The organism is Methanocaldococcus sp. FS406-22, from assembly GCF_000025525.1.
Taxonomy (GTDB): Archaea; AGJL01; Methanococci; order Methanococcales; family Methanocaldococcaceae; genus Methanocaldococcus.
Genome location: NC_013887.1, coordinates 1,614,825 through 1,637,828 on the forward strand (window position 1 = coordinate 1,614,825; position 23,004 = coordinate 1,637,828).

Consider the following 23,004-nt stretch of genomic DNA (forward strand, 5'->3'; position numbering starts at 1 on the left):
TTTTAAGGTGGGAATACATGGATATGGAAGTAATAAAACAAAAAATTGAAGGTTTGGATTTGCCACAATCATTAAAGGATGAGCTATTTGAAAAATTATCTAAAGAGAAGGATTTAACAGATGATATGGTAGAAGAGATTATTGATGAGGTTGTTAATGCCTATAGAAAAGCTTTAGTAGAACCTTATGAGGCAGTAGGAATTGTTGCGGCTCAATCCATTGGAGAGCCTGGGACTCAAATGACGATGAGAACCTTCCACTATGCAGGGGTTGCAGAGATTAACGTTACCTTAGGTTTGCCAAGGATGATTGAGATTGTAGATGCAAGAAAAGAGCCTTCAACACCAATTATGACTATCTATTTAAAAGAAGAATATAACAGCAGAGAGAAAGCTGAAGAGATAGCAAAAGAGATTGAGAGTTTAACCTTAGGAAGTATAGCTGAAAGTATTAGTATAGATTTATGGACTCAATCTATAAAGGTTGAGTTGGATGAGGAAAGATTGGCTGATAGAGGATTAACAATAGATGATGTTGTTGAGGCAATTAAGAAAAAATTAAAGGTAAAGATTGATGTTGAAGGAAGTGTATTGTATTTAAAAATAAAGACACCATCAATAAAAGCTCTTAGAAAGAGAATCCCAAAAATCAAAAATATTCAGTTGAAAGGAATTCCAGGAATTGAAAGAGTTTTAGTTAAAAAAGAGAAAGATGAGTACGTTTTATATACTCAAGGTTCAAACTTAAGAGAGGTATTTAAAATTGAAGGCGTTGATACAACAAGAACAATAACAAACAACATTATTGAAATACAAGAAGTTTTAGGTATAGAGGCGGCAAGAAATGCCATAATTAATGAGATGAGGAACACATTAGAGCAACAGGGGTTGGAAGTTGATATAAGGCATTTGATGTTAGTGGCAGATATGATGACTGCTGATGGAGAAGTTAAGCCAATAGGTAGGCATGGGGTTGCTGGAGAGAAGGGTTCTGTCTTAGCGAGAGCAGCATTCGAGGAGACAGTTAAGCATCTATATGCAGCTGCAGAAAGAGGAGATGTTGATAAGCTGAAAGGAGTTATAGAAAACGTTATTGTTGGAAAACCAATATATCTTGGAACCGGATGTGTTGAACTAACAATAGATAGAGAATATGAAGAGGGTAGAAATGAGGAAGAGTAAAGTTTTTATATTAAAATTCACTTTTAACATATAAACATCTATTATAATAAATAACTATTTTGTAAGGGATGATGAGACATCGATGTTCTGATTAACTTATAAATGATGAACGCGCCCTTCTCTGACCTTCAAAAAATTTAAACAAAAATCAACACAATTTTTGATATTTTTATTCATCCAAAAAGTATATAAATATAGAGAAACTATTATCGAAAACCAATATTCTTACCGGTAGGGAGTTAGGACTTTCGCAGGAGTAAATGTTTTATGTTGAATATTAACATCCCTTAGACGTCTAAGTTCCAAAGTTAAAATATATTTGCCTGCGAAAGTCCTAAGAAATCCCTCCGGAGTAAAAAATGAGAAGGAGGGAGACTATGGATGTGAATAAAGCAATTAGAACCGCAGTAGATACAGGTAAAGTAATTTTAGGTTCAAAAAGAACAATAAAATTCGTTAAACACGGAGAAGGTAAGTTAGTAGTTTTAGCAGGAAACATTCCAAAGGACTTAGAGGAAGATGTCAAATACTATGCTAAGTTATCGAACATCCCAGTTTATCAACACAAAATAACATCATTAGAACTGGGAGCGGTTTGTGGGAAACCTTTCCCAGTTGCTGCTCTTTTGGTTTTAGATGAAGGGCTCTCAAACATTATGGAGCTGGTAGAGAAGAAGGAAGGTGGTGAATAATGGCTAAGGTAAGATTAACAACAGAAGAAATTATGAAAATTGGATTTTTTGAAAAAATTGCTAATGTTCCTATAATCGACTGTATATTAAATGATGAAAGGGTCGCTTTTATTGTGAAGGAGGGAGATGTAGGAGCGGCAATTGGGAAGGGTGGAGAGAACGTTAAAACAGCAGAGGAGAAATTTGGAAAGAAAGTTGATATTATTGAATACTCAGACGACTGGAGGAAGTTTATAAGAAATATATTTGCACCAATACAGTTAGAGGATGTATGGGTTAAGAGAGTAGGGAAAGATGTTGTTGCTTTTATCAAAATAAATCCAAAAGTTAGAAGAGCGGTTTTTGGAGAAAAAGGTAAAAACTTAGAAAGAGCTTTAAAGATTTTAAAAAGACATACAAAAATTACAAAAATAAAAGTTATTGTTGAAAATCAAAGATTTAAAAGAAGAGGAGCAAGAAAACCTGTAGCCAAAGAGCAGCAGCAAGAACAAGCTGAAAAACAACCTGAAGCTGCTCAAGAAGTTGAAGCTCAACAGGATGTAAAAGAAACTACTAACGAGTAAAAAATATTTATATGTATATGCTGTTTGAAATTTATTGAAGATTAAATTAATAATGTCATAATCTAAACATACAATTAAAAAGTAAAGGTGAAGATTATGAGTGGAAGTAAATCACCAAGAGGAGAATTTGCTGGAAGAAAATTAAGATTAAAAAGAAAATGGTGTAGATGGCACGACTATAAATATGTTAGAAGAGTTTTAAAATTGAAGGAGAAGTATGACCCATTAGAAGGAGCACCAATGGCAAGAGGAATAGTTATTGAAAAAGTTGGTTTAGAGGCAAAGCAGCCAAACTCAGCTATTAGAAAGTGTGTCAGAGTTCAGTTAATTAAAAACGGTAGAGTTGTCACTGCTTTCTGTCCAGGAAACCACGCTATAAACTTCATTGATGAGCACGATGAAGTTATTATTGAAGGTATTGGAGGGCCTAAAGGGCCAAGAGCTAAGGGGGACATTCCAGGAGTTAAGTATAAGGTTATAATGGTTGGTAGAAACTCATTGAGAGAATTAGTTAGAGGAAGACAAGAGAAAATCAAAAGATAAATTTCCATACCTAATATTTATTAAAAATTTTGAAAGAGTTAGAGATGAGGTGGTAATTTGGAACTTGATGAAATTAAGATATTTGGAAAATGGAGTACAAAGGATGTTGTTGTTAAAGACCCAGGTTTAAGAAACTACATAAACTTAACACCAATCTATGTCCCACATACAGCAGGAAGATACACAAAGAGACAGTTTGAAAAAGCAAAAATGAACATTGTTGAGAGATTAGTAAATAAAGTTATGAGAAGAGAAGAAAATACAGGTAAAAAATTAAAAGCATTAAAAATAGTTGAAAATGCTTTTGAAATTATTGAAAAAAGAACTAAGCAAAACCCAATTCAAGTTTTAGTGGATGCAATTGAAAACGCTGGACCAAGAGAAGATACAACAAGAATTTCATATGGAGGAATTGTCTATTTACAATCAGTTGATTGTTCATCATTAAGAAGAATTGATGTTGCTTTAAGAAACATCGCTATTGGAGCTTACATGGCTGCTCACAAAAGCAAGAAGCCAATTGAAGAGGCATTAGCTGAAGAGATAATTGCAGCTGCAAGAGGAGACATGCAGAAAAGCTATGCAGTTAGGAAGAAAGAAGAGACAGAGAGAGTTGCTCAGTCAGCAAGATAAATTTATACTATATGTGCCTTTTCAATACTATATCAACCTTTATCATCTCAACGACCTACTAAGCTTTTAAACTTTTAGCAAATTAACTCAACAACTAAAAATAAGGTGAAGGGATATGGGAAAAAGAGCAAAGATGATTGCTAAAATTAAGGAGTTAATGGAAAAGTACGATAGAATAAGAAATATTGGAATCTGTGCACACATTGACCACGGAAAAACAACATTATCAGATAACTTATTAGCTGGAGCAGGAATGATTTCAAAAGAATTAGCTGGAGAGCAATTAGCTTTAGATTTTGATGAAGAGGAGGCACAAAGAGGAATTACAATCTTCGCTGCAAACGTTTCAATGGTTCACACCTATGAAGGAAAAGAGTATTTAATTAACTTAATTGACACCCCAGGACACGTTGATTTTGGAGGAGACGTTACAAGAGCTATGAGAGCTATTGACGGGGCAATAGTTGTTGTATGTGCTGTTGAGGGGGTTATGCCTCAAACAGAGACTGTCTTAAGGCAGGCTTTAAGAGAGAGAGTTAAGCCAGTTCTCTTCATTAACAAGGTAGATAGATTAATTAACGAGTTGAAATTAACACCAGAAGAGTTGCAGAGCAGATTTATCAAAATTATCAATGACATTAACAACTTAATTAGAAAGATGGCTCCAGAAGAGTTTAAAGACAAATGGTTAGTTAGAGTTGAAGATGGAAGTGTTGCGTTTGGTTCAGCTTACAACAACTGGGCAATTTCAGTTCCATTTATGAAGAAGAGTGGAATTACATTCAAAGATATAATCAAGTACTGTGAAGAAGATAAGCAAGATGAATTAGCTGAAAAAGCTCCATTACACGAAGTTGTTTTAGATATGGTTATTAAACACTTACCAAGCCCACCAGAAGCTCAGAAATACAGAATTCCACACTTATGGAAAGGAGATTTGGAATCAGAAGCTGGAAAAGCTATGCTTAACTGCGACCCTAACGGACCATTAGCAGGAGTTATTACTAAGATTATCATGGACAAACACGCTGGAGCTGTTTCAGTTTGTAGATTATTCAGTGGTAGAATTAAGCAGGGAGACGAAGTTTATATGGTAAATAACCAGCAGAAGGCAAAGATTCAGCAAGTATCTGTCTTCATGGGACCAGAGAGAATTCCGGTAGAGAGCATTTCAGCAGGAAACATCTGTGCATTAGTTGGTTTAAAAGAGGCTTCAGCAGGAGAAACAATCTGTTCCCCAGATAAGATAATTGAACCATTCGAAGCTATAACACACATCAGTGAGCCAGTTATTACAGTAGCTATTGAGGCAAAGAACACCAAGGACTTACCAAAATTAATTGAAGTTTTAAGACAGGTTGCAAGAGAAGACCCAACAGTTAGAGTAGAAATTAATGAAGAGACTGGAGAGCACTTATTGAGTGGTATGGGAGAGTTACACATTGAGATTATCACAAAGTTAAAGATTGAGAGAGATGCAGGAATTCCAGTTGAGGTTGGGCAGCCAATCGTTGTCTACAGAGAGACAGTAACAGATAAATCTCCAGTAATTGAGAGTAAATCACCAAACAAGCATAACAAACTTTACTTTGTAGTTGAACCATTAGAAGAGGGAGTTTTACAAGCATACAAAGAAGGTAAAATCCCAGATGTAGATACAAAGAGGAAGTTAGATGACAAGATTGTTCAGGAATTAATTAAGGCAGGAATGGACCCAGAAGAGGCTAAGAGAGTAATGTGTATCTATGAAGGAAACGTCCTCATTAACATGACAAGAGGTATTGTTCATTTAGATGAAGTTAAAGAGCTAATTATCCAAGGGTTCAAAGAGGCTATGAGAAATGGGCCTTTAGCAGCAGAGAAGTGTCAGGGAGTTAAAGTCAAGTTAATGGATGCTGTCTTACACGAGGATGCAATCCACAGAGGGCCAGCACAAATGATTCCAGCAGCAAGATTTGGTATTAGAGATGCAATGATGCAAGCAAAACCAGTATTATTAGAGCCAATGCAGTTCGTATTCATTAACACACCTCAGGACTTCATGGGAGCAGCGATGAGAGAGATTAGCAACAGAAGAGGACAAATCTTAGATATGGAGCAAGAAGGAGATATGGCAATTATTAAAGCTAAGTGTCCTGTTGCAGAGATGTTTGGATTCGCTGGAGCTATTAGGGGAGCTACACAGGGTAGATGTCTCTGGAGTATAGAGTTTGCTGGATATGAAAAAGTCCCAAGAGAGATGCAAGAGCAATTAATTAAGCAAATTAGAGAAAGAAAAGGACTTAAATTAGAATAAATTCCCTACTTTAGGATATCTTCACCTTTATTTTTTAATAAACTTAAAAAACTATTTTTACCCCCTACGGCCCACGCTCTCGACATGGCAGAGCCAAGGATGAGAGAGGGTAGGATATAGGGGGGACATTTCTCTTAATATTTATCACTTATTTTGTTGATAACATGGTTAATCTTAAAGAACTTTCTCAAAAAGAGATTTTGGAGCTTATAGATTATGTTAGATTATTAAGGAAGCAAAATTTTAGCTATTCTCAAATATCCAAAAAGATTGAGATTGAGAGAGATATTAAAATTTCTAAATCTACGATTATTAGGTGGTGTAAAAATACAAACAACCCTTTCAATAAAATAAAATTTTTGGATTTATCTCCATCTCCTGAACTTTCCTATATAATTGGTGTCTATTTTGGAGATGGTAACATTTATTATAGAAAAAAGACAGGAGCTTACTATTTTAGAGTTAAAGTTGTTGATAAGGACTTTGCAGAAGTTGTTAAAGATGATTTAATAAAAATCGGATTAAATCCAACAGTTAGCCATATTGAAGAGAAAACAAGAAGCAATAGATGGTATGTTGAGGCAAGTAGTAAAAGTTTGTATAAGTTTTTAAATCAAAATAAGGAAGAGCTTTTTAAAATTGCTGAAAAATATCCTGAAGATTTTTTAAGAGGATTTTTTGATAGTGAGGGATACGTTACTTCAGATAAAATAGCATTAGAAAATTATGATTTAGAACTTTTGGAATTTTCAAAAGAGTTATTAAAAAAGTTAGATATACATTCAACAATCCACATAGCAAAGAAAAAAGGAACTGAATCAAATATTAGAGGTGAAATTTACCATTATAAAGACGATTTTTATAGATTATCAATCCATAGAAAAGAATCTATTAAGAACTTTGCTACAAAAATTGGTTTTTCTATAAAAAGAAAACAAGATAAACTTCAAAAGCTCTTAAAATCCATAGATAAACATTAATTTCTATATCTAAATATGTAAATATAATATATCAAAATATACAAATAGTAGCGGGGGGAGGATTTGAACCTCCGATCTCCGGGTTATGAGCCCGGCGGGATGGACCTGGCTACCCTACCCCGCTTCTCTCAATCTAAAACAGGCAGAATTACTATAACTACAAACTGATATATAAAGATTTTGGTTTAGTGTATATTAATGACACAACCATAAAAATTTGAAAAGTTGTTATTCTAAAGATTTATCAAGCTCTGCAATTAAATTTTTAATTTCCTCGACCTTTTCTTTCATTGTTTCTTCATCATTTGCTTCTAAATTTAATCTTAACAACGGCTCAGTATTTGAAGGCCTTAAATTAAACCAGAAGTTTTTACAATAAATAGATATTCCATCCAACTCTTCAAGCTCACAATCTTTAAAATACTCCTTTATCTTTTCCATAATGTACTTTTGATCTTTAACTTTAAAGTTTATTTCCCCACTGTGAGGATATTTGCTAAATTCTTTATTTAGTTCGGATAAAGTTTTTCCTTCTTCTTCCATGGCTTTTAAAATATAGCTTAAAGCTAATAATGGGCTTTCAAAATAACCAATTTCTTTAAAGTAAAAGTGATTACTTAGCTCTCCAGCAAATTCAGCGTCTATTTCATGCATTAACTTTTTAATGAAATAGTGCCCAACTCTACTTTTTATTGGTATTCCTCCAAATTTCTCAATGATTTCTGGAACTATCTTAGAGCATCTTAAATCATAAACTATCTTAGCTTTTGGCTTTTCTTTTAAAATCTCTTCTGCTATTATTGCTGTTAATATATCTCCCCTCAAAACATTTCCATTTTCATCTACTATTCCTAATCTGTCCCCATCTCCATCAAAAATTAAACCTAAATCACAGTTATTTTCTTTAACTGCTCTTATAATATCTTTTAAGCATTCCATCTTTAATGTGTCTGGCTGATGAGCAGGGAAAGACCCGTCAGGATAATCGTTTATAAAAACTGCGTTATCAAACAACTCACTCAAAATTTCTTTCTCAGCTATTGTTGTAGCCCCATTGGCAAAATCAACAGCTATCTTTTTATCTGATGTTTCACACCTCTTCAAAAAGAACTTTTTATACTCCTTGATAATATCAACCTTTAAGTCATCCAAATTTATGCTTTTAGCTTCTTCTTTTACACTTTCCGTTAAATCATATTTTTTAAATATTGGTTTTATCTCTTCTATTGGAGAAAGAGGAATGGCATCTTTATCACACATTTTAAAGCCAGTATATTCAGGAGGGTTGTGGGAGGCGGTTAAGATGATTCCCAAATCATATTTTCCTTTAGTTCCAAAATACATTAAGGGGGTTGAAATAGTCCCTGCATAAAATACATCAGCATATTCTTTTAAACCAACTATAAAATAGGGCAAAAGCTCTTTAGAACCAATTCTAACATCATTCCCTACCAATATCTTTTTGTTTTCGAATTTTTTACCAATACATTTTCCTAAGGAATAGGCAAAGCTCTCATCCAGTTCTTTACCATAAACTCCTCTAATATCATAAGCTTTAAATACCATCAAATCACCACAGACACAAATTTTAAATATTGATATCTGATATTTCTATATTAAAAGTTTAACTTTATATCAAATAAAACAAATAAAATTTGTAAATGTGAGAATATGGAATTATTTAAGGACATAAAAAATCTTGGGAAACTTGTAAGGTTGGAGAGAATATTTAACAGAGATAGTGAAAAAACTGTAATTGTTCCAATGGATCATGGAGTTTCAAATGGTCCAATTAAAGGGCTTATAGATATAAGAAAGACGGTAAATGATGTTGCTGAAGGAGGAGCTAATGCTGTCCTCTTACACAAAGGAATTGTAAGACATGGGCATAGAGGATATGGCAAAGATGTTGGATTAATTATTCATCTCTCTGGTGGGACAGCTATATCACCAAACCCATTGAAGAAGGTTATCGTCACAACAGTAGAAGAAGCCATTAGAATGGGTGCTGATGCTGTCTCAGTTCATGTAAATGTTGGTTCAGAGGAAGATTGGGAGGCATACAGAGATTTGGGTATGATTGCTGAGACATGTGAATACTGGGGAATGCCATTAATTGCTATGATGTATCCGAGAGGAAAACACATTCAAAATGAGAGAGACCCAGAATTAGTTGCTCATGCAGCGAGATTAGGAGCTGAATTAGGGGCAGATATAGTTAAAACAAGTTATACAGGAGATATTGATTCATTTAGAGATGTTGTTAAGGGTTGTCCAGCTCCAGTTGTAGTTGCTGGAGGTCCAAAAACTAATACAGATGAGGAATTTTTACAGATGATTAAAGATGCCATGGAGGCTGGAGCTGCTGGTGTAGCAGTTGGTAGAAACATATTCCAGCACGATGATGTTGTAGGGATAACAAGAGCTGTTTGTAAGATAGTTCATGAAAATGCAGATGTTGAAGAAGCGTTAAAAGAGATTAAAAAGAAATAAAAGCCTTCTTTATTCTTCTTTATTTTTATTTTATTTTTTAAAAATTAATTTAAATATTTGGATATATAAAATAAAAAAAAGAAAATTTTAAATTTATTCCCTCCCGAATCTTCCCATCATTCTCATTCCGCATCTTCTACCCCTTCCAGGGCCTAATCCTCTCCCTCCGGGGTCGATTCTATGAATAAATGTTGCTGGAGCTCCACAGTATGGGCAAACATCTGGTTTTGGAACTCCATAAGGCACTTCTATAACTTTTTGACACTTTGCACATAAAAATCTTTTCATTTCCATTGTATCACTTACTCTTTCTTTAATTCATCTAATCTCTTTTTAATTCTTGCTAACTCTTCTTCTAACATTCTTTTTTCTTCTTCCAACTCTCTTATGGTTTCTTCTAAGTACCTTCTCTCATCTGTTCCAACATATGGGGCGTAGCCTCTGTATAAATCCCATGCATGAACTAAAGCTCCAGTTTTCTCATCAACATAGAATGCATGAGGGCCGAGACCACATCTGCATGGCCCTACGTATCTGTATCTTCCTCCAACTGTGCTAACTGGGAAGTATCTCCAAAATCCTCTACCTCTGCCAAACCATCCTCTTCCCCATCCGAACATATTATCACCTCAATATTTTTTTCTAATAATACACATATGTGTAAAAATATAAAAACTTTTCGGTTTTGTGTGTTGTAGTGTCAAATATATGCACAAATAACTATATAAAGAATAACAAACAATTTTTAAATAACCATAGTTATTGGGGGATGTTATTATGACTAAAATTAGGTATCCAGCAGTTGCAGGATTATTTTACCCTTCACATCCTGATGAGCTTATAGATATGATAGAACAGTGCTATTTACACAAATTTGGGCCGAAATCAATGCCAGTTCATGGAACTTACGAAAAGCCTATTGGTTTGCTCTGTCCTCATGCAGGATATGTTTATTCAGGGCCTATACAGGCTCATTCCTATTATGAGTTATCAAAGAGAGTTGATGCCCTTGAAGAGATAACTGCTGTTATTTTAGGACCTAATCATACTGGTTTAGGGTCTGGAGTTAGTGTAATGGATGGAATTTGGAGAACACCGTTGGGGGATGTAAGGTGTGATGAAGAATTCGTTGAGGAGTTATGGACAAAGTGTGAAATAGTTGATTTAGATGAAACCGCCCATTTGAATGAGCATTCTATAGAGGTGCAACTGCCATTTTTAAAGCATTTGGAGTTATTAAATGTGGCTAAATTCAAGATAGTTCCAATATGTATGATGTTTCAAGACTATGAAACTGCTGTAGAAGTGGGTTATTTCATAGCTAAAATTGCTAAAGAGTTAAATAGAAGAGTAGTTATTATTGCCTCCTCTGATTTAACCCATTATGAACCTCAAGAAATTGCTTCAAAAAAGGATGCTATAGTTATTAAGCATATCTTGGAGATGAATGAAAAAGAGTTATATGAGGATGTTATAAATTACAACATCTCAATGTGTGGATATGGACCAGTGATAGCTATGTTAAAAGCAATGAAAACCTTGGGAGCTAAGAAAGCTAATTTATTGGCTTACGCAACATCTGGAGACATAACTGGAGATTATTCAGCAGTTGTTGGCTATGCATCTGCAATTGTTGAATAAATTGCTAAAATAAAATAAAAAAGTTATTTTTAAATTTTTCCTTCTAAAACAAGTTTTGCGAACCTCTCAAAGCTTCTATCATAAGTTTTTTCAACATCATCTGGGAAACAGCAAGCTGGCAATTGTCTATTTTTTAAATGATAATGGAGGCATTCACAGCACATTCCTTTTTTAGAACAAGCTGGATAACTGCAGTTACATCTTTTTAAGTTGATTTCCTTATTTGGACATTCCATCTTATCACCAAAAATTTTATTTTTTTAATTTTTCCTGATTTTTCTCTAAACTTTTTAAGAAGTTAGCTATCTTATTAACTAAAATCTCTGCCTCTTCTTCATTTGTAGGATATTTTACCCTCAAAATTGGAATATTTCTTCTTCTAACTAAATAAAGTGTTAGTTCATTAGTTCTTTGGCATCCGATACATCCAAATGCTATTGGAGCATCATCCATTATTATCGCTGCTTCTGCCTCTTCAATTAAAGGGCCGATTAAAGCCATTCTTCCTCTAACACCAGAAGGAACTTCTACAGCAGCATACTTTAAACCTTTTTTTGGCTCTTCATCGGTTATATTCATAGGAGGGCTATCTATCTCAGGATTTCTAACCAACTTTCCTATAACTATATTTAAGTTCAACGGCTTATGTCCAAATCTTTCAACTAAATCTGTTAATATCAAACTGTTTGGAGGATATATAAACACTTTTTTCATCCCATCACCTTGAAAATTTATTTTGGAAATGCATCCTCTGGTAAAAATTTGTATAACTCGGGTCTTCTTGAAATGGCCACAATATCTTCAAACACCCCTGCTGTAATATCAACTACACCGATAGCTCCTAAAACTTTATCCCCCTCCTTTATTGGAGTTACTATAACTGGAAGTCCTGCGTAAGGGCCTATAATGGGTGTTGCTCTAACAACTTCGCCTTTTTCAATAGCTACTTTTAACACGTAACCCTCATAGTTTGTATCTACAACCTCCCCTTTTTCTAATCTAACTCCTGGTTTATTTTTGCTCCTCATAGCCACAGGGAGTTTATTAACTAATATATGGACTGCCTGGGCAATAGGTATTAATTCCTTTGCTTCAGAATTTTCAGATATGGTTATCATAATTTCACCTAAAAATCTTTAAGTAGTAGTTCAATAATTTTAACTTTAAAAGATTATTCTATATAAACCGTTATGCTAATCTACTATAAAAGATTACTACTTATCATTAACTTTAATTTTACTTAATGCTTTGCTTATTATAGGACTTTCACAGTTTATATGCTAATTTGGAGCTTTGACGCTCAAAGAATGTTGAATATTAATAGAACGTCCATTTCTACAAAAGCCTTATATTATTAACAATTAGGTGGTAAAATGGAAAAGATTACATGTATAGGACATACTGCCCTTGATTATATTTTTAATGTAGAAAAATTTCCAGAACCGAATACTTCAATTCAAATCCCTTCAGCGAGAAAGTATTATGGTGGAGCAGCGGCAAATACAGCAGTAGGAATAAAAAAACTCGGTGTTGATTCAGAGCTTTTATCATGTGTTGGATATGATTTTAAAAACAGTGGGTATGAGAGGTATTTAAAAAATTTAGGTATAAATATTTCTAAAATTTACTATTCTGAAGAAGAAGAAACACCAAAAGCGTGGATATTTACGGATAAAGACAACAACCAAATTACTTTTTTCTTATGGGGGGCGGCTAAGCACTATAAAGAGCTAAATCCTCCAAATTTCAATACAGAGATTGTCCATATAGCTACTGGAGACCCAGAGTTTAACTTAAAATGTGCAAAAAAAGCTTATGGAAACAATTTGGTATCTTTCGACCCTGGACAGGACTTGCCTCAATACTCAAAAGACATGTTGTTGGAGATAATTGAGCACACAAACTTCTTATTTATGAATAAGCACGAATTCGAAAGGGCTTCTAAGGTACTGAATTTTGAGATTGATGACTATCTGGATAGAGTTGATGCCCTTATAGTAACAAAAGGTTCTAAGGGTAGCACAATATACACTAAAGATAAAAAAATAGAGATTCCATGTATTAAGGCAGAGAAAGTTGTAGATCCAACAGGTGCTGGAGATAGTTACAGAGCTGGATTTTTATCTGCCTATATTAAGGGTTATGATTTAGAGAAATGTGGTTTAATTGGAGCTTCAACAGCGTCTTATGTAGTTGAGGCAAAGGGATGCCAGACAAATTTACCAACATGGGATATGGTTATTGAGAGATTGGAGAAACACGGGTATAAATTATAAGTGTTTTTCAAAATATTTTAGAATATACTATTAAATTAAATTTTAATAAATCTTGAAAACACTAAAATTGAGGGATATACCATGGATATAATAGAAAGAATAAACAAATTAAAAGAAGAGAAAAACGCAATAATATTGGCTCACAACTACCAACCAAAGGAAATTCAAAAGATAGCTGATTTTTTGGGAGATTCTTTGGAATTGTGCATTAAAGCTAAAGAAACAGATGCAGATATAATAGTATTTTGTGGAGTAGATTTTATGGGTGAATCAGCAAAAATTTTAAACCCAGATAAAAAGGTTTTGATGCCAGAGATTGAAGGGACTCAATGCCCAATGGCTCATCAACTACCTCCAGAGATTATAAAAAAATATAAGGAGCTATATCCAGAGGCTCCATTGGTTGTTTATGTAAATACAACGGCAGAGACAAAAGCTTTAGCTGATATAACTTGCACATCTGCAAATGCAGATAAAGTTGTTAATTCTTTAGATGCAGATACTGTTTTATTTGGTCCAGATAATAATTTAGCTTATTATGTGCAGAAAAGAACTGATAAAGAGGTTATAGCTATTCCTGAAGGAGGGGGCTGTTATGTGCATAAAAAATTCACCATAGATGATTTAAAAAGAGTTAAAAGTAAATATCCTAAAGCAAAAGTTTTGATTCATCCAGAATGCTATCCAGAACTGCAAGATAATGCCGATTACATTGCAAGCACAAGTGGTATATTGAGGATAGTGTTGGAGTCAGATGATGATGAGTTTATAATCGGCACTGAAGTTGGAATGATAAATAGATTGGAGATAGAACTTGAAAAATTGGGCAAAGAAAAAAAGCTTATTCCATTGAGAGAGGATGCCATTTGTAATGAAATGAAAAGAATAACCTTAGAAAAGATAGAAAAATGTTTATTAGAAGAGACGTATGAAATTAAATTAAGTAGTGAAGTTATTGAAAAAGCTCGAAAAGCCATTGAAAGAATGTTAAAAATTAAGTAAGGGAGATATATGAGGGTAGAAGAAACAGAAGTTTTTAAAAAGTATTTTAAAAATTTAACTGATAGAGAAAGGGCAGTATTTGAGGGAGGGATTACATTAGGAGCTCTATTTCATCAATTTGTTGGTACTCCAGTAAGCAAATACAACAAAGAATCCTTAGAAAGGGCTATAGAAGAGGCTATGAAAAATCAGCCATGTGTTTATGATATAAAGGTAAAAATTAAAGATGTTGGAGAAAAATATGTTTCTTTAGATGGAAAGATGTTAGATGTCGATTTAAAAATTAAGATAAATAAAACAGTTGCCCATTTAAAACTTGAATACATCCCAGAGATTGACTATCCTCTCATGTACGTCAAAAAGTTTGAGGAATAAATATTTATTTTAAAACTTAATGATTATTTTAATATAGAGGGTATTGAGGTGGAGTGGATGAAAAAGTTTATTTTTGTAGTTTTACTACTTGCAGTAATTAGCTGTTCTTACTCATCAAATTTGAATTACAAATATGCAAGCTCAATTCCTATAGTATTCGTTCAATTATCTAAAATTAAAAGTATAGATGAACTTAAAGAACTCTTAGATGAAAATAATACTTTAACCATATTTTGTATGGACAGTCAGTCAATTAATAAGGACATATTATGCTACTTAGGGATAAAAAAATACACTCCATTGAAACTTCCAGATTATGGGAATTACACATATATTAATAAAAATGGGGTTATTGTAGTTTATCCAAAATACAGTGTTTATGAGGAAAATGGAGCTTTAATATATAATCCACCAAAGGAAGAGAATTATAGCAAATATGAATTTGTAAAGCCATATAAAATAAAAGTTCTAAATAATTCAAAAATCCCAAATTATGATGGATATGTATTAATAGAAAATTCAACCTTTATCCTCTACCCAAAAAAATACATAATTAGAGGAGATAATGGAGAAGTTTATTATATTCCTCCAAAAGAAAGTTCTGATAGATATTATTATAAGTACTCCTATGACCTTCCAGAAAAATACATTCCCGATTATTACGGTTATGTATTTGTTGATAACAGCAGTGTTTTCATAATATATCCAAAAAAATATATTACAAGAAATGATGATGGAGTTTTAATATTCAATCCCCCAGCAGATGTTAAAGAAGTTCCAATTTATAAAATTAATTATAAGAAAGTAGCTGATGGAGTCTATGAAATTAAGAAAAATAAACTTCTTTTTCTGTATCCTACAACTCTAAACAACAAATCAACTCTTGATATTATTGGTGAATATATCGCAAAAAATGGAGGAATTTTTGCATATATAAACAAAGTTCCACCTTATTATAAGCATATCCTTGTTTCAGGAGTCGCAATAGATAAAGTAATTCCAGATGAAAATGGAGATTATGCTATAGATGTTGCAGGAAGGAAGATTAAAGTAGATATGCTGGATAATAGTATAATAGAAAAAAAGTTGGGAGCCATAAAGGCATTGAGAGCATTTGGGATAAATGTAAGTTACATAGTGACAGGTAGCGAAGGCATAGATATTGTCGAAAAATCTAATGTTAATATGAATGAACTTGAAGATTTATATAACTACTACTGGTTTAAAAAATGGTGGCAGCAAAATTATACTCATCTATATTTCAATCCAGAAAAAATGCAAGATATTAATTGGGAAGATATACTCGCTTTAAGTTATTATCCTTTAATCTATGTGGATAAAGCACCAGAAACATTTAGAAATGACCCCATTGGTGGATACTACCCTAAGGTTATAAGTTATGAGGGAACAAAAGAGTATGGTTACTGGGAAGAAGGACCTAAAAGTGAAAATATTTATTATCACTTAGATGATGGTGAACCATACTGGGAGGGAAAAGCTAAAGAATCATCAAAATGGTATTATGAAGGAGAACCGGTTTCACCGGAAAATGAGAGCGAAATGTGGGATAAATACAAGTATTTCAACCACTGGTTTGTTAAAAATTATGCCTATGCATTAGCAAATGGTTGTCATGGGTTGTTCTTAGAAAGTTCAGATAAATACTTAATAGATGCAATTTTTGGAAAAGATAATGATGAGTTGGATTGGAAATTAGATTTAAAAGATAAGGTTGATTATGTGGTAATTCCTGGAAATAAAGGATTTGAAACATATGATGGAATCCCAATAGTCAGAATCCCTTCACCATTAAAAGAGATTTATGGGATAAATGTTGTTAGCACATTATACATTCCGCCAAAAGATGAAGACTTTGGAGTTTATATTGCAGATATTAGGAACTTTAGTGAAGATTTACTTATCAAACTAAAGGAAAATGGAACAGCAATAATATCATTCAAGGATTTGGCTAACTGGCTTGATAAGTATAATAAGAACAATATTCTATATAATGGAACTGCTATAATTATAAAAGATAATAATGGGATAAAAATCACCATATTTAAAAAGAATCTTAACGTAAGTAATTATACAGTTGAAGAATTCGACAAAGAACATTGTAAATATGTAATAGCAAATCCACCGAAAATAATTCCTTTGAACTAAAATAATTTTTGGTGATATAATGAGGATAGGTTTTTACAATATTCAAGGGGGAACTGGAAAAACTACTATTGCTGCAAATTTTGCATACCTACTCAGTCAATCAGTAAAAACAATATTGGTTGATTGTGATATATATGGAGGGACAACTGCCGTTTTATTTGGTCTTGAAGATAAGAAGCATAACCTAAATACTTATCTTGCAGGAGATTCTGCAATTGAAGATATAATATACCATTATGACGATTTGGCTATTATCCATACTGATGTTTCTTCTAAGGTTTTTGGATATAAATCTGACTTAAATAGATTCGAAACTTTAATCAAAGAATTGGATGAAGAGTATGATGTTATAGTCTATGATTTTCCACCCAACATTACTGAAGATAACCCACTGATAGGTTATGTTGGTGAATTTGAACTCGTTAATAAGGTAGTTGTAGTCGGAGAGGATAGTATCCCATCAATTGTAAATTCTCTAAAAACTATAGAACTTATAACGGACTTAAGTATAGGACTTACAGGGATAATTGTAAATAAATATAGGGGACTTACTGATATTAGTGAGATAATAGATGACGTTGTCGGGGTTCTACCCTACGACCAAAATGTAGAAAGGCAGTGGGTAGAGAGCACACCAATAGCAAAAATTAAAACAAAATTTACAAAGGAACTTACCAAATTAACTAATGAAGTAGCAAGTATATATTTAGAGAAGGATTTAGCATCATTAAGAGCTTTAAAATTAGCAAAAGCTATTTCAGAATTAACTGAAGAAGAAAAAGTTGAAAGAGACTTTGAGGACTATTTATAATAATTATAATAAAATAATAAAAATAAATATTAATAAATATTCAAATTCAAAAAAATATAAGGGATAGTGATGCTAACAAAAAGAATTATTCCATGCTTAGATATTAAAGATGGAAGGGTTGTTAAAGGAACTAAGTTTTTGAATTTGAGAGATGCTGGAGACCCCGTTGAGTTAGCCCAGTACTATGATAATGAAGGAGCTGATGAACTTGTATTTTTGGATATAACTGCTTCAGCTGAAAAGAGAGATATAATTATTGATGTTGTAGAAAGAACAGCTGAAAAGGTATTTATTCCATTAACTGTTGGTGGTGGAATTAAATCAATTGAAGATTTTAGAAGAATATTAAGGGCTGGGGCTGATAAGGTTTCAATAAATACTGCAGCAGTAAAAAATCCAGATTTAATTAAAGAAGCAAGTGAAATATTTGGTTCCCAGTGTGTTGTTGTTGCTATTGATGCTAAGAGACATTATGTTAATGAGGATGAAATAGATAAGATAAATAAAAATGTTGTTAAGGTAGAGGATGGTTATTGCTGGTTTGAGGTTTATATATACGGAGGGAGAAAAGAGACAGGTATAGATGCTATAGAATGGGCTAAAAAAGTTGAAGAATTGGGTGCTGGAGAGATTTTATTAACAAGTATAGATAAAGATGGAACAAAAAGTGGCTATGATTTGATATTAACAAAAGAGATTTCTAAAATTACAAAGCTCCCAGTTATCGCAAGTGGAGGTTGTGGAAAACCAGAGCATGTTTATGAAGCTTTTGTTTATGGAAAAGCAGATGCTGCATTAATGGCTGGAATACTGCATTATAGAGAATATACTATAGAGGAAATAAAGAGATATTGTGCTGATAGGGGAATACCTATGAGATTGTTATAACCTTTTATTTCGTCTTTATTTTTTATTTTAAAATTTTAAAGATTTTAAAACCTCATCCTTCAATATATTTAATATTTTCTTCCTATATTCAAGAAATTCTATACTTGTTCTATCTCTTGGTCTCTCCAAATCAATTTCAACAATCTCTTTTATCCTCCCAGGTCTTGCAGTTAAAACTACTACCCTATCTGAGAGATAAACAGCCTCATCGACGCTATGAGTAACAAAAAATATAGTCTTCTTTTCTTTTTCCCATATTTTTAATAATTCGTTCTGCAAGATATTCCTTGTTTGTGCATCCAATGCAGCGAAAGGCTCATCCATTAAAACAATCTCTGGGTTATTTGCCAAAGTTCTTGCTATTGCAACTCTCTGTTGCATTCCTCCACTTAGCTGATAAGGATAGGCATCTTCAAATCCTTCCAATCCAACCATTTTAATGAATTTTTTGGCTATTTCTATCCTCTCGTTTTTAGGAATTCCTTTCAACTCTAAACCAAATGTAACATTTTTTAGAACAGTTCTCCATGGCATCAATGTATATTGCTGAAATACAACCCCTCTATCTGCCCCCGGTTCTCTAACTTCTCTTCCATCCAACAAAACTCTCCCTTCAGTTGGATAATCTAAACCAGCTATAATTCTTAACAACGTTGTTTTTCCACAACCACTTGGCCCCATAACTGTTAAAAACTCATTCTCATAAACTTCCAAATTAATGTTGTCCAATGCCTTAACTCTATTCCCATTAAATTCAAAAATTTTTGTTAGATTTTCAACTTTCAGCTTTACTTTCATCCTATCACTCAATGAATGCATTATTTCATCTATTTCCTCCCCATAGGGGCTATGCCCCTATTGGTACACCCCTAACACCTCCTCGCTTACGCTCGGAGGTGTAAATTAAAAATTATTTCATCATCTTTCTCCATACAAAGTATTTGTCCTCAATATATCTTAGTCCTCTATCCAATACAAGCCCGATTAATCCAATAATTATCATGCAAGCGATAACAACATCCATTCTGCTCAGTGAGTAAGCATACATAATTAGATACCCTAAACCAGCGTTACTTGATGGAAGCATTTCAGCAGCAACAACACACATCCATGCAATTCCTGCCCCAACTCTCAGCCCAGTTAAGATACTTGGAGATGATGCTGGAATAACAACTTTTATTAGAATATCCCTTCCTTTAGCCCCTAATGTTAAAGCCGCTTCAATCAAAGGAGTTGGGACACTTTTAACCCCGGATATTGTGTTTATCAATATTGGGAAAAATGCTCCAATAAATATAATGAATATCATTGACATCTCTCCTAATCCAAACCATGCTAACGATAGAGGAACCCAAGCTAATGGTGGAATTGGTCTTAGCAGTTCTATTAATGTGTCACATAAGCTGTTTATTGTTCTATAGTAACCCATCAATATTCCTAAGGGTATTGCTACAGCTGAAGCTAATAAAAAACCACCTAAAACCCTTTTTATACTAACTATTGTATTGTCTATTAAGCTTCCAGTTCCTAAAATTCCTTCGAATGGATGTGTTAAGACATTAACAACGGCTTCAACCCTTGGTAAGATGACGGGATTATTTATATATATCGCCAAAATCTCCCATGCAACAACAACTGCTATTGGAAGAACTGCTTTTAATATTAAATCTTTCGAACTTATCTTCACAGTATCCCCTTTTATGATTTCATCTCTTAACACATAATTAAGATATTAACAAAACTTTAAAAACATTATGAAGTATTTAAATTTTGTTATTATAGGACTTTCGCAGTTTATATATTGATTAATGCACTTAGATGCCTTTAGGCATCAATCTTCCTTATAAAAAATTTTTCCTGCGAAAGTCCTATATTATTCCCAAAGTGTTCCATTTAAATAACTTATAACTTTATCGTTAGTTTTGTTGTATATTTTTCCAATCAACACCTTAATTTTAACTCCTTCGTTGGTATTAATCTCTTCAACATTTTTTATTGTTATAACCATTTTCATCTTTCTCATAAAATCTAAAAACTCCTCAAAATCATCTTCACTATCAAATATTAGCTCAAAATCCTCAGAAATCCTCTCTCCATCAGCTATTTTATTAATTGTCTCAACCATTGGCAACAAAATTGCCTCTCCCAAATCTTTAGCCCTCTTTTTTCTCTCCTCTTCACACTCTTTAAACTCATAGCTCATAAATCCTTCTCTCACAACCCTACTAAATAAAAAGTCCATTCCCAAATCAAAGAAAAATGTAAAGGCTGATTTTAAGTCTTCACACTGAGTATAGTGAGTTGTATATTTTATTGGAGGAACAGCCATATCTGGGTCTTTTAAAACAACTCCCTCTCTCCCTTCTTCGTTTAGCTTTTCAATAATCTTCCTTACGTGTATATGGGCATTATCCTTATCGACAATTGCCAACGGCTTAACATAAGGTAAGTTATATTTCTCACATAGATTTATCCTCTCTTTTATTGGTAGCGATTTGTTTGTCTCCCTCTCTTTTATATCAAATATATAAAATCCGAGATTTTCATAACCTCTATCAACCTCTTTATAATAATAAGGTGTGTAGGGGTTGTTTAGACCAATCATTTCTCCACATAACATATACTCACTGTAGTCATCTAAAATTTCCAAATTTAAGAATTTTTTAACCTTTTTTGTTGTAAAGGGGCAGATATAACCACTTCTTGTTAAAGCATAAACTTCTCCATCTATTTTAACGATTCTTATGTTATAGCCGTTCAGTTTCTCTTCAATAACAACCTTATCAATGAAATGTTTTTTTATTGTTGGGTATAGGGTTATAGCCCTGTATGTTTTTGGATATCCCCTAACAACATCGAGGTTATCGTTTAGAAATATAACTGTCCCTTTCTCTACCCCTTTAAATTCTTTTTTAAATAGTAATGTTTTTGTTTCTTTATATTCATCTTCTCTTAAAATTTTCTTGTTAAATGCTTTATTTAAATCTTTTATAGATAAATTGAGTTTTTCCGCTATTTTATTTAAGTCATATGTTAAGACCTTCATCATTATCAACCTCATCAAAATCTATAGTGTTTTTCAAAACTTATTAAAATTAATAAGGAATATTTGAATGTCTCCTTTGGAAGGCATTCATCAGTGCCTTAGTTATTCCAACATATTTTGAAAAACACTAAGTTATGGTAAAGTTATAAATAACTTATTAACTATAATTATGATATTATTATTGCCGTCTAAATTATGGTAAAGAAGTGGGATAAAAATGAGACGATTTAGAGTACTGGGAGGGGTTATGTTATTTGCTATAGTTAGCTTGGTGGTGTGTGGTTGTATGATAATACTTCCAAAAAAATATCCTGACGTCCTATATAAAGAATATGATGTAATAAAGATCGAAAATAGGACAATAAATGGTGTAAAAACAGCTATAGTATATCAAGTAAAGACAGAAATTGGAGCAAGGAGTAGTCCATATAGTTTAGATGCTGATAGCAAAAAAGATATTGGAGCAATAACATATTATGTTTTTAAGAATACAGATGTTGAGGAGGTGCAGATTATATGCTACTATGCAGGAGGGGGAGGGTTCCAACCCTACTACAAATTTAAGATAAAGAGAAGGGATGCTGAATTGTCTGGACTTTTAAATGTTTCGGAAAAAGAACTACCTTCTGCAGTCTTATATTATATAGATAAGCTGATATCTTTAGGAGATATTTGGGTTAATAACAGGTTACCAGTAACAAAATAGCCTTATAGTTTTTTGCAAAAGTTATTAAAACCATATTATATGGAAAATTGAACATCTCCTATTTGGAGACATTCATAAGTTGTCATTATTCATTCCAAAATGTTCTGCAAAAAAACTATAATAGTGGGGGAGGTAAAAATGGTTCGTGTAGTTCCTTTAACTGATGAAGAAAAAATGAGTATCGTCTCTGGATTAAGAAGTTCAGTGCCTGCTACAAAGTTAGTGACATTGAGAAAGTTACAGGAGATTGCTGAAGTTAGACCAGAGGCAATCATATACTTGGATACTTATGATAAGGTAACGTTGAATGAAATTATTACGTTACTAAATCAGATAATCGAATACGACCCTGATGAGATTCTAAGAAGAGAGGCAATGATAACTCTTGAAAAAGTTAAGAAAGCATTAGGTACTAAGTTTTCAACATTTGTTCCACTCTGTAATTCATGTAAATCTCCAATTGACTTGGGGTGGAATTACTGTACTAACTGTGGGGCGGAAATTAAAAACATGACGTTTGAAGAGGAAATAGAGAGATGTAAAAACTGTAATAATTACATTTCAGATTCTTGGAAATACTGTGCTCACTGTGGTGCAAAGTTAAAAGAAGAGGAAGAAGAGGTTTTAAGATGTCCAAACTGTAAGAGACCTGTACAACCTGAGTGGATTATCTGTCCATATTGTGGTTATAGACTTAAAAGAAAGCCCTAAA

General features: G+C 33.0%; 26 protein-coding genes and 1 tRNA gene. 17 read left to right on the plus strand and 10 right to left on the minus strand.

All coding sequences use genetic code 11. The annotated features are described in order from the left end of the window. Positions 1-17 precede the first annotated feature (17 nt). From rpoA2 to MFS40622_RS08360, 7 genes are all read left to right on the plus strand, one after another. Positions 18-1,181 (plus strand): DNA-directed RNA polymerase subunit A'', encoded by a 1,164-nt coding sequence (gene rpoA2 / locus MFS40622_RS08330; RefSeq protein ID WP_012981233.1) that lies wholly within the window; start codon positions 18-20, stop codon positions 1,179-1,181. A 359-nt stretch (positions 1,182-1,540) separates the two neighbouring features. Next, on the plus strand, positions 1,541-1,873 hold the full coding sequence (locus MFS40622_RS08335) for a 50S ribosomal protein L30e (RefSeq protein ID WP_198003837.1): 333 nt from the start codon (positions 1,541-1,543) through the stop codon (positions 1,871-1,873). Continuing rightward, complete coding sequence (locus MFS40622_RS08340; protein ID WP_012981235.1) at positions 1,873-2,436, plus strand: NusA-like transcription termination signal-binding factor; 564 nt, start codon at positions 1,873-1,875, stop codon at positions 2,434-2,436. Before MFS40622_RS08335 ends, MFS40622_RS08340 begins: the two co-directional genes overlap by 1 nt. A 96-nt stretch (positions 2,437-2,532) precedes the next feature. Next, positions 2,533-2,979: a 30S ribosomal protein S12 gene (locus MFS40622_RS08345; RefSeq protein WP_012981236.1), complete on the plus strand. Its 447-nt coding sequence runs from the start codon at positions 2,533-2,535 to the stop codon at positions 2,977-2,979. Between the two features lie 57 nt (positions 2,980-3,036). Further along, positions 3,037-3,612: a 30S ribosomal protein S7 gene (rpsG, locus tag MFS40622_RS08350; protein ID WP_012981237.1), complete on the plus strand. Its 576-nt coding sequence runs from the start codon at positions 3,037-3,039 to the stop codon at positions 3,610-3,612. A gap of 115 nt (positions 3,613-3,727) precedes the next feature. Then, the gene (locus MFS40622_RS08355) at positions 3,728-5,908 is read left to right on the plus strand and encodes an elongation factor EF-2 (protein WP_012981238.1); all 2,181 of its coding nucleotides are present in this window, start codon (positions 3,728-3,730) and stop codon (positions 5,906-5,908) included. A gap of 164 nt (positions 5,909-6,072) precedes the next feature. Continuing rightward, complete coding sequence (locus tag MFS40622_RS08360; RefSeq protein ID WP_012981239.1) at positions 6,073-6,888, plus strand: LAGLIDADG family homing endonuclease; 816 nt, start codon at positions 6,073-6,075, stop codon at positions 6,886-6,888. A 48-nt stretch (positions 6,889-6,936) separates the two neighbouring features. Here the strand turns inward: MFS40622_RS08360 and MFS40622_RS08365 are convergent. Together MFS40622_RS08365 and MFS40622_RS08370 are read right to left on the minus strand one after the other, a co-directional pair. Then, positions 6,937-7,012 (minus strand) — tRNA-Met (locus MFS40622_RS08365). 104 nt (positions 7,013-7,116) lie between these two features. Next, entirely contained in the window at positions 7,117-8,454 is a 1,338-nt protein-coding gene (locus tag MFS40622_RS08370; RefSeq protein WP_012981240.1) for a phosphomannomutase/phosphoglucomutase, read from the minus strand. A 105-nt stretch (positions 8,455-8,559) separates the two neighbouring features. Here MFS40622_RS08370 and MFS40622_RS08375 point away from each other — a divergent pair, with 105 nt between their 5' ends. Next, entirely contained in the window at positions 8,560-9,381 is an 822-nt protein-coding gene (locus tag MFS40622_RS08375) for a 2-amino-3,7-dideoxy-D-threo-hept-6-ulosonate synthase (protein ID WP_012981241.1), read from the plus strand. 93 nt (positions 9,382-9,474) lie between these two features. Here the strand turns inward: MFS40622_RS08375 and MFS40622_RS08380 are convergent, their stop codons facing one another. Together MFS40622_RS08380 and MFS40622_RS08385 are read right to left on the minus strand one after the other, a co-directional pair. Continuing rightward, positions 9,475-9,675 carry a hypothetical protein gene (locus tag MFS40622_RS08380; protein WP_012981242.1) on the minus strand — a complete coding sequence of 67 codons (201 nt, stop codon included), beginning with the start codon at positions 9,673-9,675 and terminating at the stop codon, positions 9,475-9,477. A gap of 8 nt (positions 9,676-9,683) precedes the next feature. Further along, positions 9,684-10,001: a hypothetical protein gene (locus tag MFS40622_RS08385; protein WP_012981243.1), complete on the minus strand. Its 318-nt coding sequence runs from the start codon at positions 9,999-10,001 to the stop codon at positions 9,684-9,686. Between the two features lie 157 nt (positions 10,002-10,158). On the opposite strand from MFS40622_RS08385, the gene amrB reads away from it, so the two are divergent. Continuing rightward, on the plus strand, positions 10,159-11,022 hold the full coding sequence (amrB, locus tag MFS40622_RS08390; RefSeq protein ID WP_012981244.1) for an AmmeMemoRadiSam system protein B: 864 nt from the start codon (positions 10,159-10,161) through the stop codon (positions 11,020-11,022). A gap of 29 nt (positions 11,023-11,051) precedes the next feature. Here the strand turns inward: amrB and MFS40622_RS08395 are convergent, their stop codons facing one another. Genes MFS40622_RS08395 through MFS40622_RS08405 form a run of 3 tightly spaced genes read right to left on the minus strand, consistent with a single transcriptional unit; the run spans position 11,052 to position 12,140 of the window. Further along, positions 11,052-11,258 carry a DUF6485 family protein gene (locus tag MFS40622_RS08395; RefSeq protein ID WP_012981245.1) on the minus strand — a complete coding sequence of 69 codons (207 nt, stop codon included), beginning with the start codon at positions 11,256-11,258 and terminating at the stop codon, positions 11,052-11,054. A gap of 16 nt (positions 11,259-11,274) precedes the next feature. After that, on the minus strand, positions 11,275-11,736 hold the full coding sequence (locus MFS40622_RS08400) for a methanogenesis marker 5 protein (RefSeq protein WP_012981246.1): 462 nt from the start codon (positions 11,734-11,736) through the stop codon (positions 11,275-11,277). Between the two features lie 17 nt (positions 11,737-11,753). Then, on the minus strand, positions 11,754-12,140 hold the full coding sequence (locus MFS40622_RS08405) for a DUF2111 domain-containing protein (protein ID WP_012981247.1): 387 nt from the start codon (positions 12,138-12,140) through the stop codon (positions 11,754-11,756). A 255-nt stretch (positions 12,141-12,395) separates the two neighbouring features. Here MFS40622_RS08405 and MFS40622_RS08410 point away from each other — a divergent pair, with 255 nt between their 5' ends. The 6 genes from MFS40622_RS08410 (at position 12,396) to hisF (ending at position 18,540) form a co-directional block, all read left to right on the plus strand. Beyond that, positions 12,396-13,298, plus strand: a complete 903-nt coding sequence (locus MFS40622_RS08410; RefSeq protein ID WP_012981248.1) for a carbohydrate kinase family protein — start codon at positions 12,396-12,398, stop codon at positions 13,296-13,298. Positions 13,299-13,379: 81 nt separating this feature from the next. Continuing rightward, positions 13,380-14,300: a quinolinate synthase gene (gene nadA / locus MFS40622_RS08415; protein WP_012981249.1), complete on the plus strand. Its 921-nt coding sequence runs from the start codon at positions 13,380-13,382 to the stop codon at positions 14,298-14,300. Positions 14,301-14,309: 9 nt separating this feature from the next. After that, a complete protein-coding gene (gene mptD / locus MFS40622_RS08420; protein WP_012981250.1) occupies positions 14,310-14,675 on the plus strand; it encodes a dihydroneopterin aldolase in 366 nt (121 codons plus the stop codon). Positions 14,676-14,732: 57 nt separating this feature from the next. After that, positions 14,733-16,841 (plus strand): hypothetical protein, encoded by a 2,109-nt coding sequence (locus MFS40622_RS08425; protein WP_012981251.1) that lies wholly within the window; start codon positions 14,733-14,735, stop codon positions 16,839-16,841. Between the two features lie 19 nt (positions 16,842-16,860). Next, positions 16,861-17,652 carry a MinD/ParA family protein gene (locus tag MFS40622_RS08430; RefSeq protein ID WP_012981252.1) on the plus strand — a complete coding sequence of 264 codons (792 nt, stop codon included), beginning with the start codon at positions 16,861-16,863 and terminating at the stop codon, positions 17,650-17,652. Positions 17,653-17,721: 69 nt separating this feature from the next. Then, complete coding sequence (hisF, locus tag MFS40622_RS08435) at positions 17,722-18,540, plus strand: imidazole glycerol phosphate synthase subunit HisF (RefSeq protein ID WP_012981253.1); 819 nt, start codon at positions 17,722-17,724, stop codon at positions 18,538-18,540. 27 nt (positions 18,541-18,567) lie between these two features. On the opposite strand, the gene MFS40622_RS08440 is transcribed toward hisF, so the two are convergent. The 3 genes from MFS40622_RS08440 to MFS40622_RS08450 form a co-directional block, all read right to left on the minus strand. Beyond that, entirely contained in the window at positions 18,568-19,338 is a 771-nt protein-coding gene (locus MFS40622_RS08440) for an ABC transporter ATP-binding protein (protein ID WP_012981254.1), read from the minus strand. A gap of 112 nt (positions 19,339-19,450) precedes the next feature. Further along, complete coding sequence (locus MFS40622_RS08445; RefSeq protein WP_156770034.1) at positions 19,451-20,221, minus strand: ABC transporter permease; 771 nt, start codon at positions 20,219-20,221, stop codon at positions 19,451-19,453. A gap of 192 nt (positions 20,222-20,413) precedes the next feature. Further along, the gene (locus tag MFS40622_RS08450) at positions 20,414-21,586 is read right to left on the minus strand and encodes an RNA ligase (protein ID WP_048197613.1); all 1,173 of its coding nucleotides are present in this window, start codon (positions 21,584-21,586) and stop codon (positions 20,414-20,416) included. 247 nt (positions 21,587-21,833) lie between these two features. On the opposite strand from MFS40622_RS08450, the gene MFS40622_RS08455 reads away from it, so the two are divergent. After that, positions 21,834-22,292, plus strand: a complete 459-nt coding sequence (locus tag MFS40622_RS08455) for a hypothetical protein (protein WP_012981257.1) — start codon at positions 21,834-21,836, stop codon at positions 22,290-22,292. Positions 22,293-22,430: 138 nt separating this feature from the next. Further along, complete coding sequence (locus MFS40622_RS08460) at positions 22,431-23,003, plus strand: zinc ribbon domain-containing protein (protein WP_012981258.1); 573 nt, start codon at positions 22,431-22,433, stop codon at positions 23,001-23,003. Position 23,004: the final 1 nt, after the last annotated feature.

Coding starts and splice junctions, on each gene's coding strand:
- MFS40622_RS08440 (WP_012981254.1), bottom strand. CDS start 19,338: ATGAAAGTAAAGCTGAAAGTTGAAAATCTAACAAAAATTTTTGAATTT.
- MFS40622_RS08370 (WP_012981240.1), bottom strand. CDS start 8,454: ATGGTATTTAAAGCTTATGATATTAGAGGAGTTTATGGTAAAGAACTG.
- rpoA2 (WP_012981233.1), top strand. CDS start 18: ATGGATATGGAAGTAATAAAACAAAAAATTGAAGGTTTGGATTTGCCA.
- hisF (WP_012981253.1), top strand. CDS start 17,722: ATGCTAACAAAAAGAATTATTCCATGCTTAGATATTAAAGATGGAAGG.
- mptD (WP_012981250.1), top strand. CDS start 14,310: ATGAGGGTAGAAGAAACAGAAGTTTTTAAAAAGTATTTTAAAAATTTA.
- MFS40622_RS08345 (WP_012981236.1), top strand. CDS start 2,533: ATGAGTGGAAGTAAATCACCAAGAGGAGAATTTGCTGGAAGAAAATTA.
- MFS40622_RS08430 (WP_012981252.1), top strand. CDS start 16,861: ATGAGGATAGGTTTTTACAATATTCAAGGGGGAACTGGAAAAACTACT.
- MFS40622_RS08375 (WP_012981241.1), top strand. CDS start 8,560: ATGGAATTATTTAAGGACATAAAAAATCTTGGGAAACTTGTAAGGTTG.
- amrB (WP_012981244.1), top strand. CDS start 10,159: ATGACTAAAATTAGGTATCCAGCAGTTGCAGGATTATTTTACCCTTCA.
- MFS40622_RS08460 (WP_012981258.1), top strand. CDS start 22,431: ATGGTTCGTGTAGTTCCTTTAACTGATGAAGAAAAAATGAGTATCGTC.
- MFS40622_RS08380 (WP_012981242.1), bottom strand. CDS start 9,675: ATGGAAATGAAAAGATTTTTATGTGCAAAGTGTCAAAAAGTTATAGAA.
- MFS40622_RS08405 (WP_012981247.1), bottom strand. CDS start 12,140: ATGATAACCATATCTGAAAATTCTGAAGCAAAGGAATTAATACCTATT.
- MFS40622_RS08425 (WP_012981251.1), top strand. CDS start 14,733: ATGAAAAAGTTTATTTTTGTAGTTTTACTACTTGCAGTAATTAGCTGT.
- MFS40622_RS08340 (WP_012981235.1), top strand. CDS start 1,873: ATGGCTAAGGTAAGATTAACAACAGAAGAAATTATGAAAATTGGATTT.
- nadA (WP_012981249.1), top strand. CDS start 13,380: ATGGATATAATAGAAAGAATAAACAAATTAAAAGAAGAGAAAAACGCA.
- MFS40622_RS08455 (WP_012981257.1), top strand. CDS start 21,834: ATGTTATTTGCTATAGTTAGCTTGGTGGTGTGTGGTTGTATGATAATA.
- MFS40622_RS08450 (WP_048197613.1), bottom strand. CDS start 21,586: ATGAAGGTCTTAACATATGACTTAAATAAAATAGCGGAAAAACTCAAT.
- MFS40622_RS08400 (WP_012981246.1), bottom strand. CDS start 11,736: ATGAAAAAAGTGTTTATATATCCTCCAAACAGTTTGATATTAACAGAT.
- MFS40622_RS08385 (WP_012981243.1), bottom strand. CDS start 10,001: ATGTTCGGATGGGGAAGAGGATGGTTTGGCAGAGGTAGAGGATTTTGG.
- MFS40622_RS08335 (WP_198003837.1), top strand. CDS start 1,541: ATGAGAAGGAGGGAGACTATGGATGTGAATAAAGCAATTAGAACCGCA.
- MFS40622_RS08410 (WP_012981248.1), top strand. CDS start 12,396: ATGGAAAAGATTACATGTATAGGACATACTGCCCTTGATTATATTTTT.
- MFS40622_RS08355 (WP_012981238.1), top strand. CDS start 3,728: ATGGGAAAAAGAGCAAAGATGATTGCTAAAATTAAGGAGTTAATGGAA.
- MFS40622_RS08360 (WP_012981239.1), top strand. CDS start 6,073: ATGGTTAATCTTAAAGAACTTTCTCAAAAAGAGATTTTGGAGCTTATA.
- MFS40622_RS08395 (WP_012981245.1), bottom strand. CDS start 11,258: ATGGAATGTCCAAATAAGGAAATCAACTTAAAAAGATGTAACTGCAGT.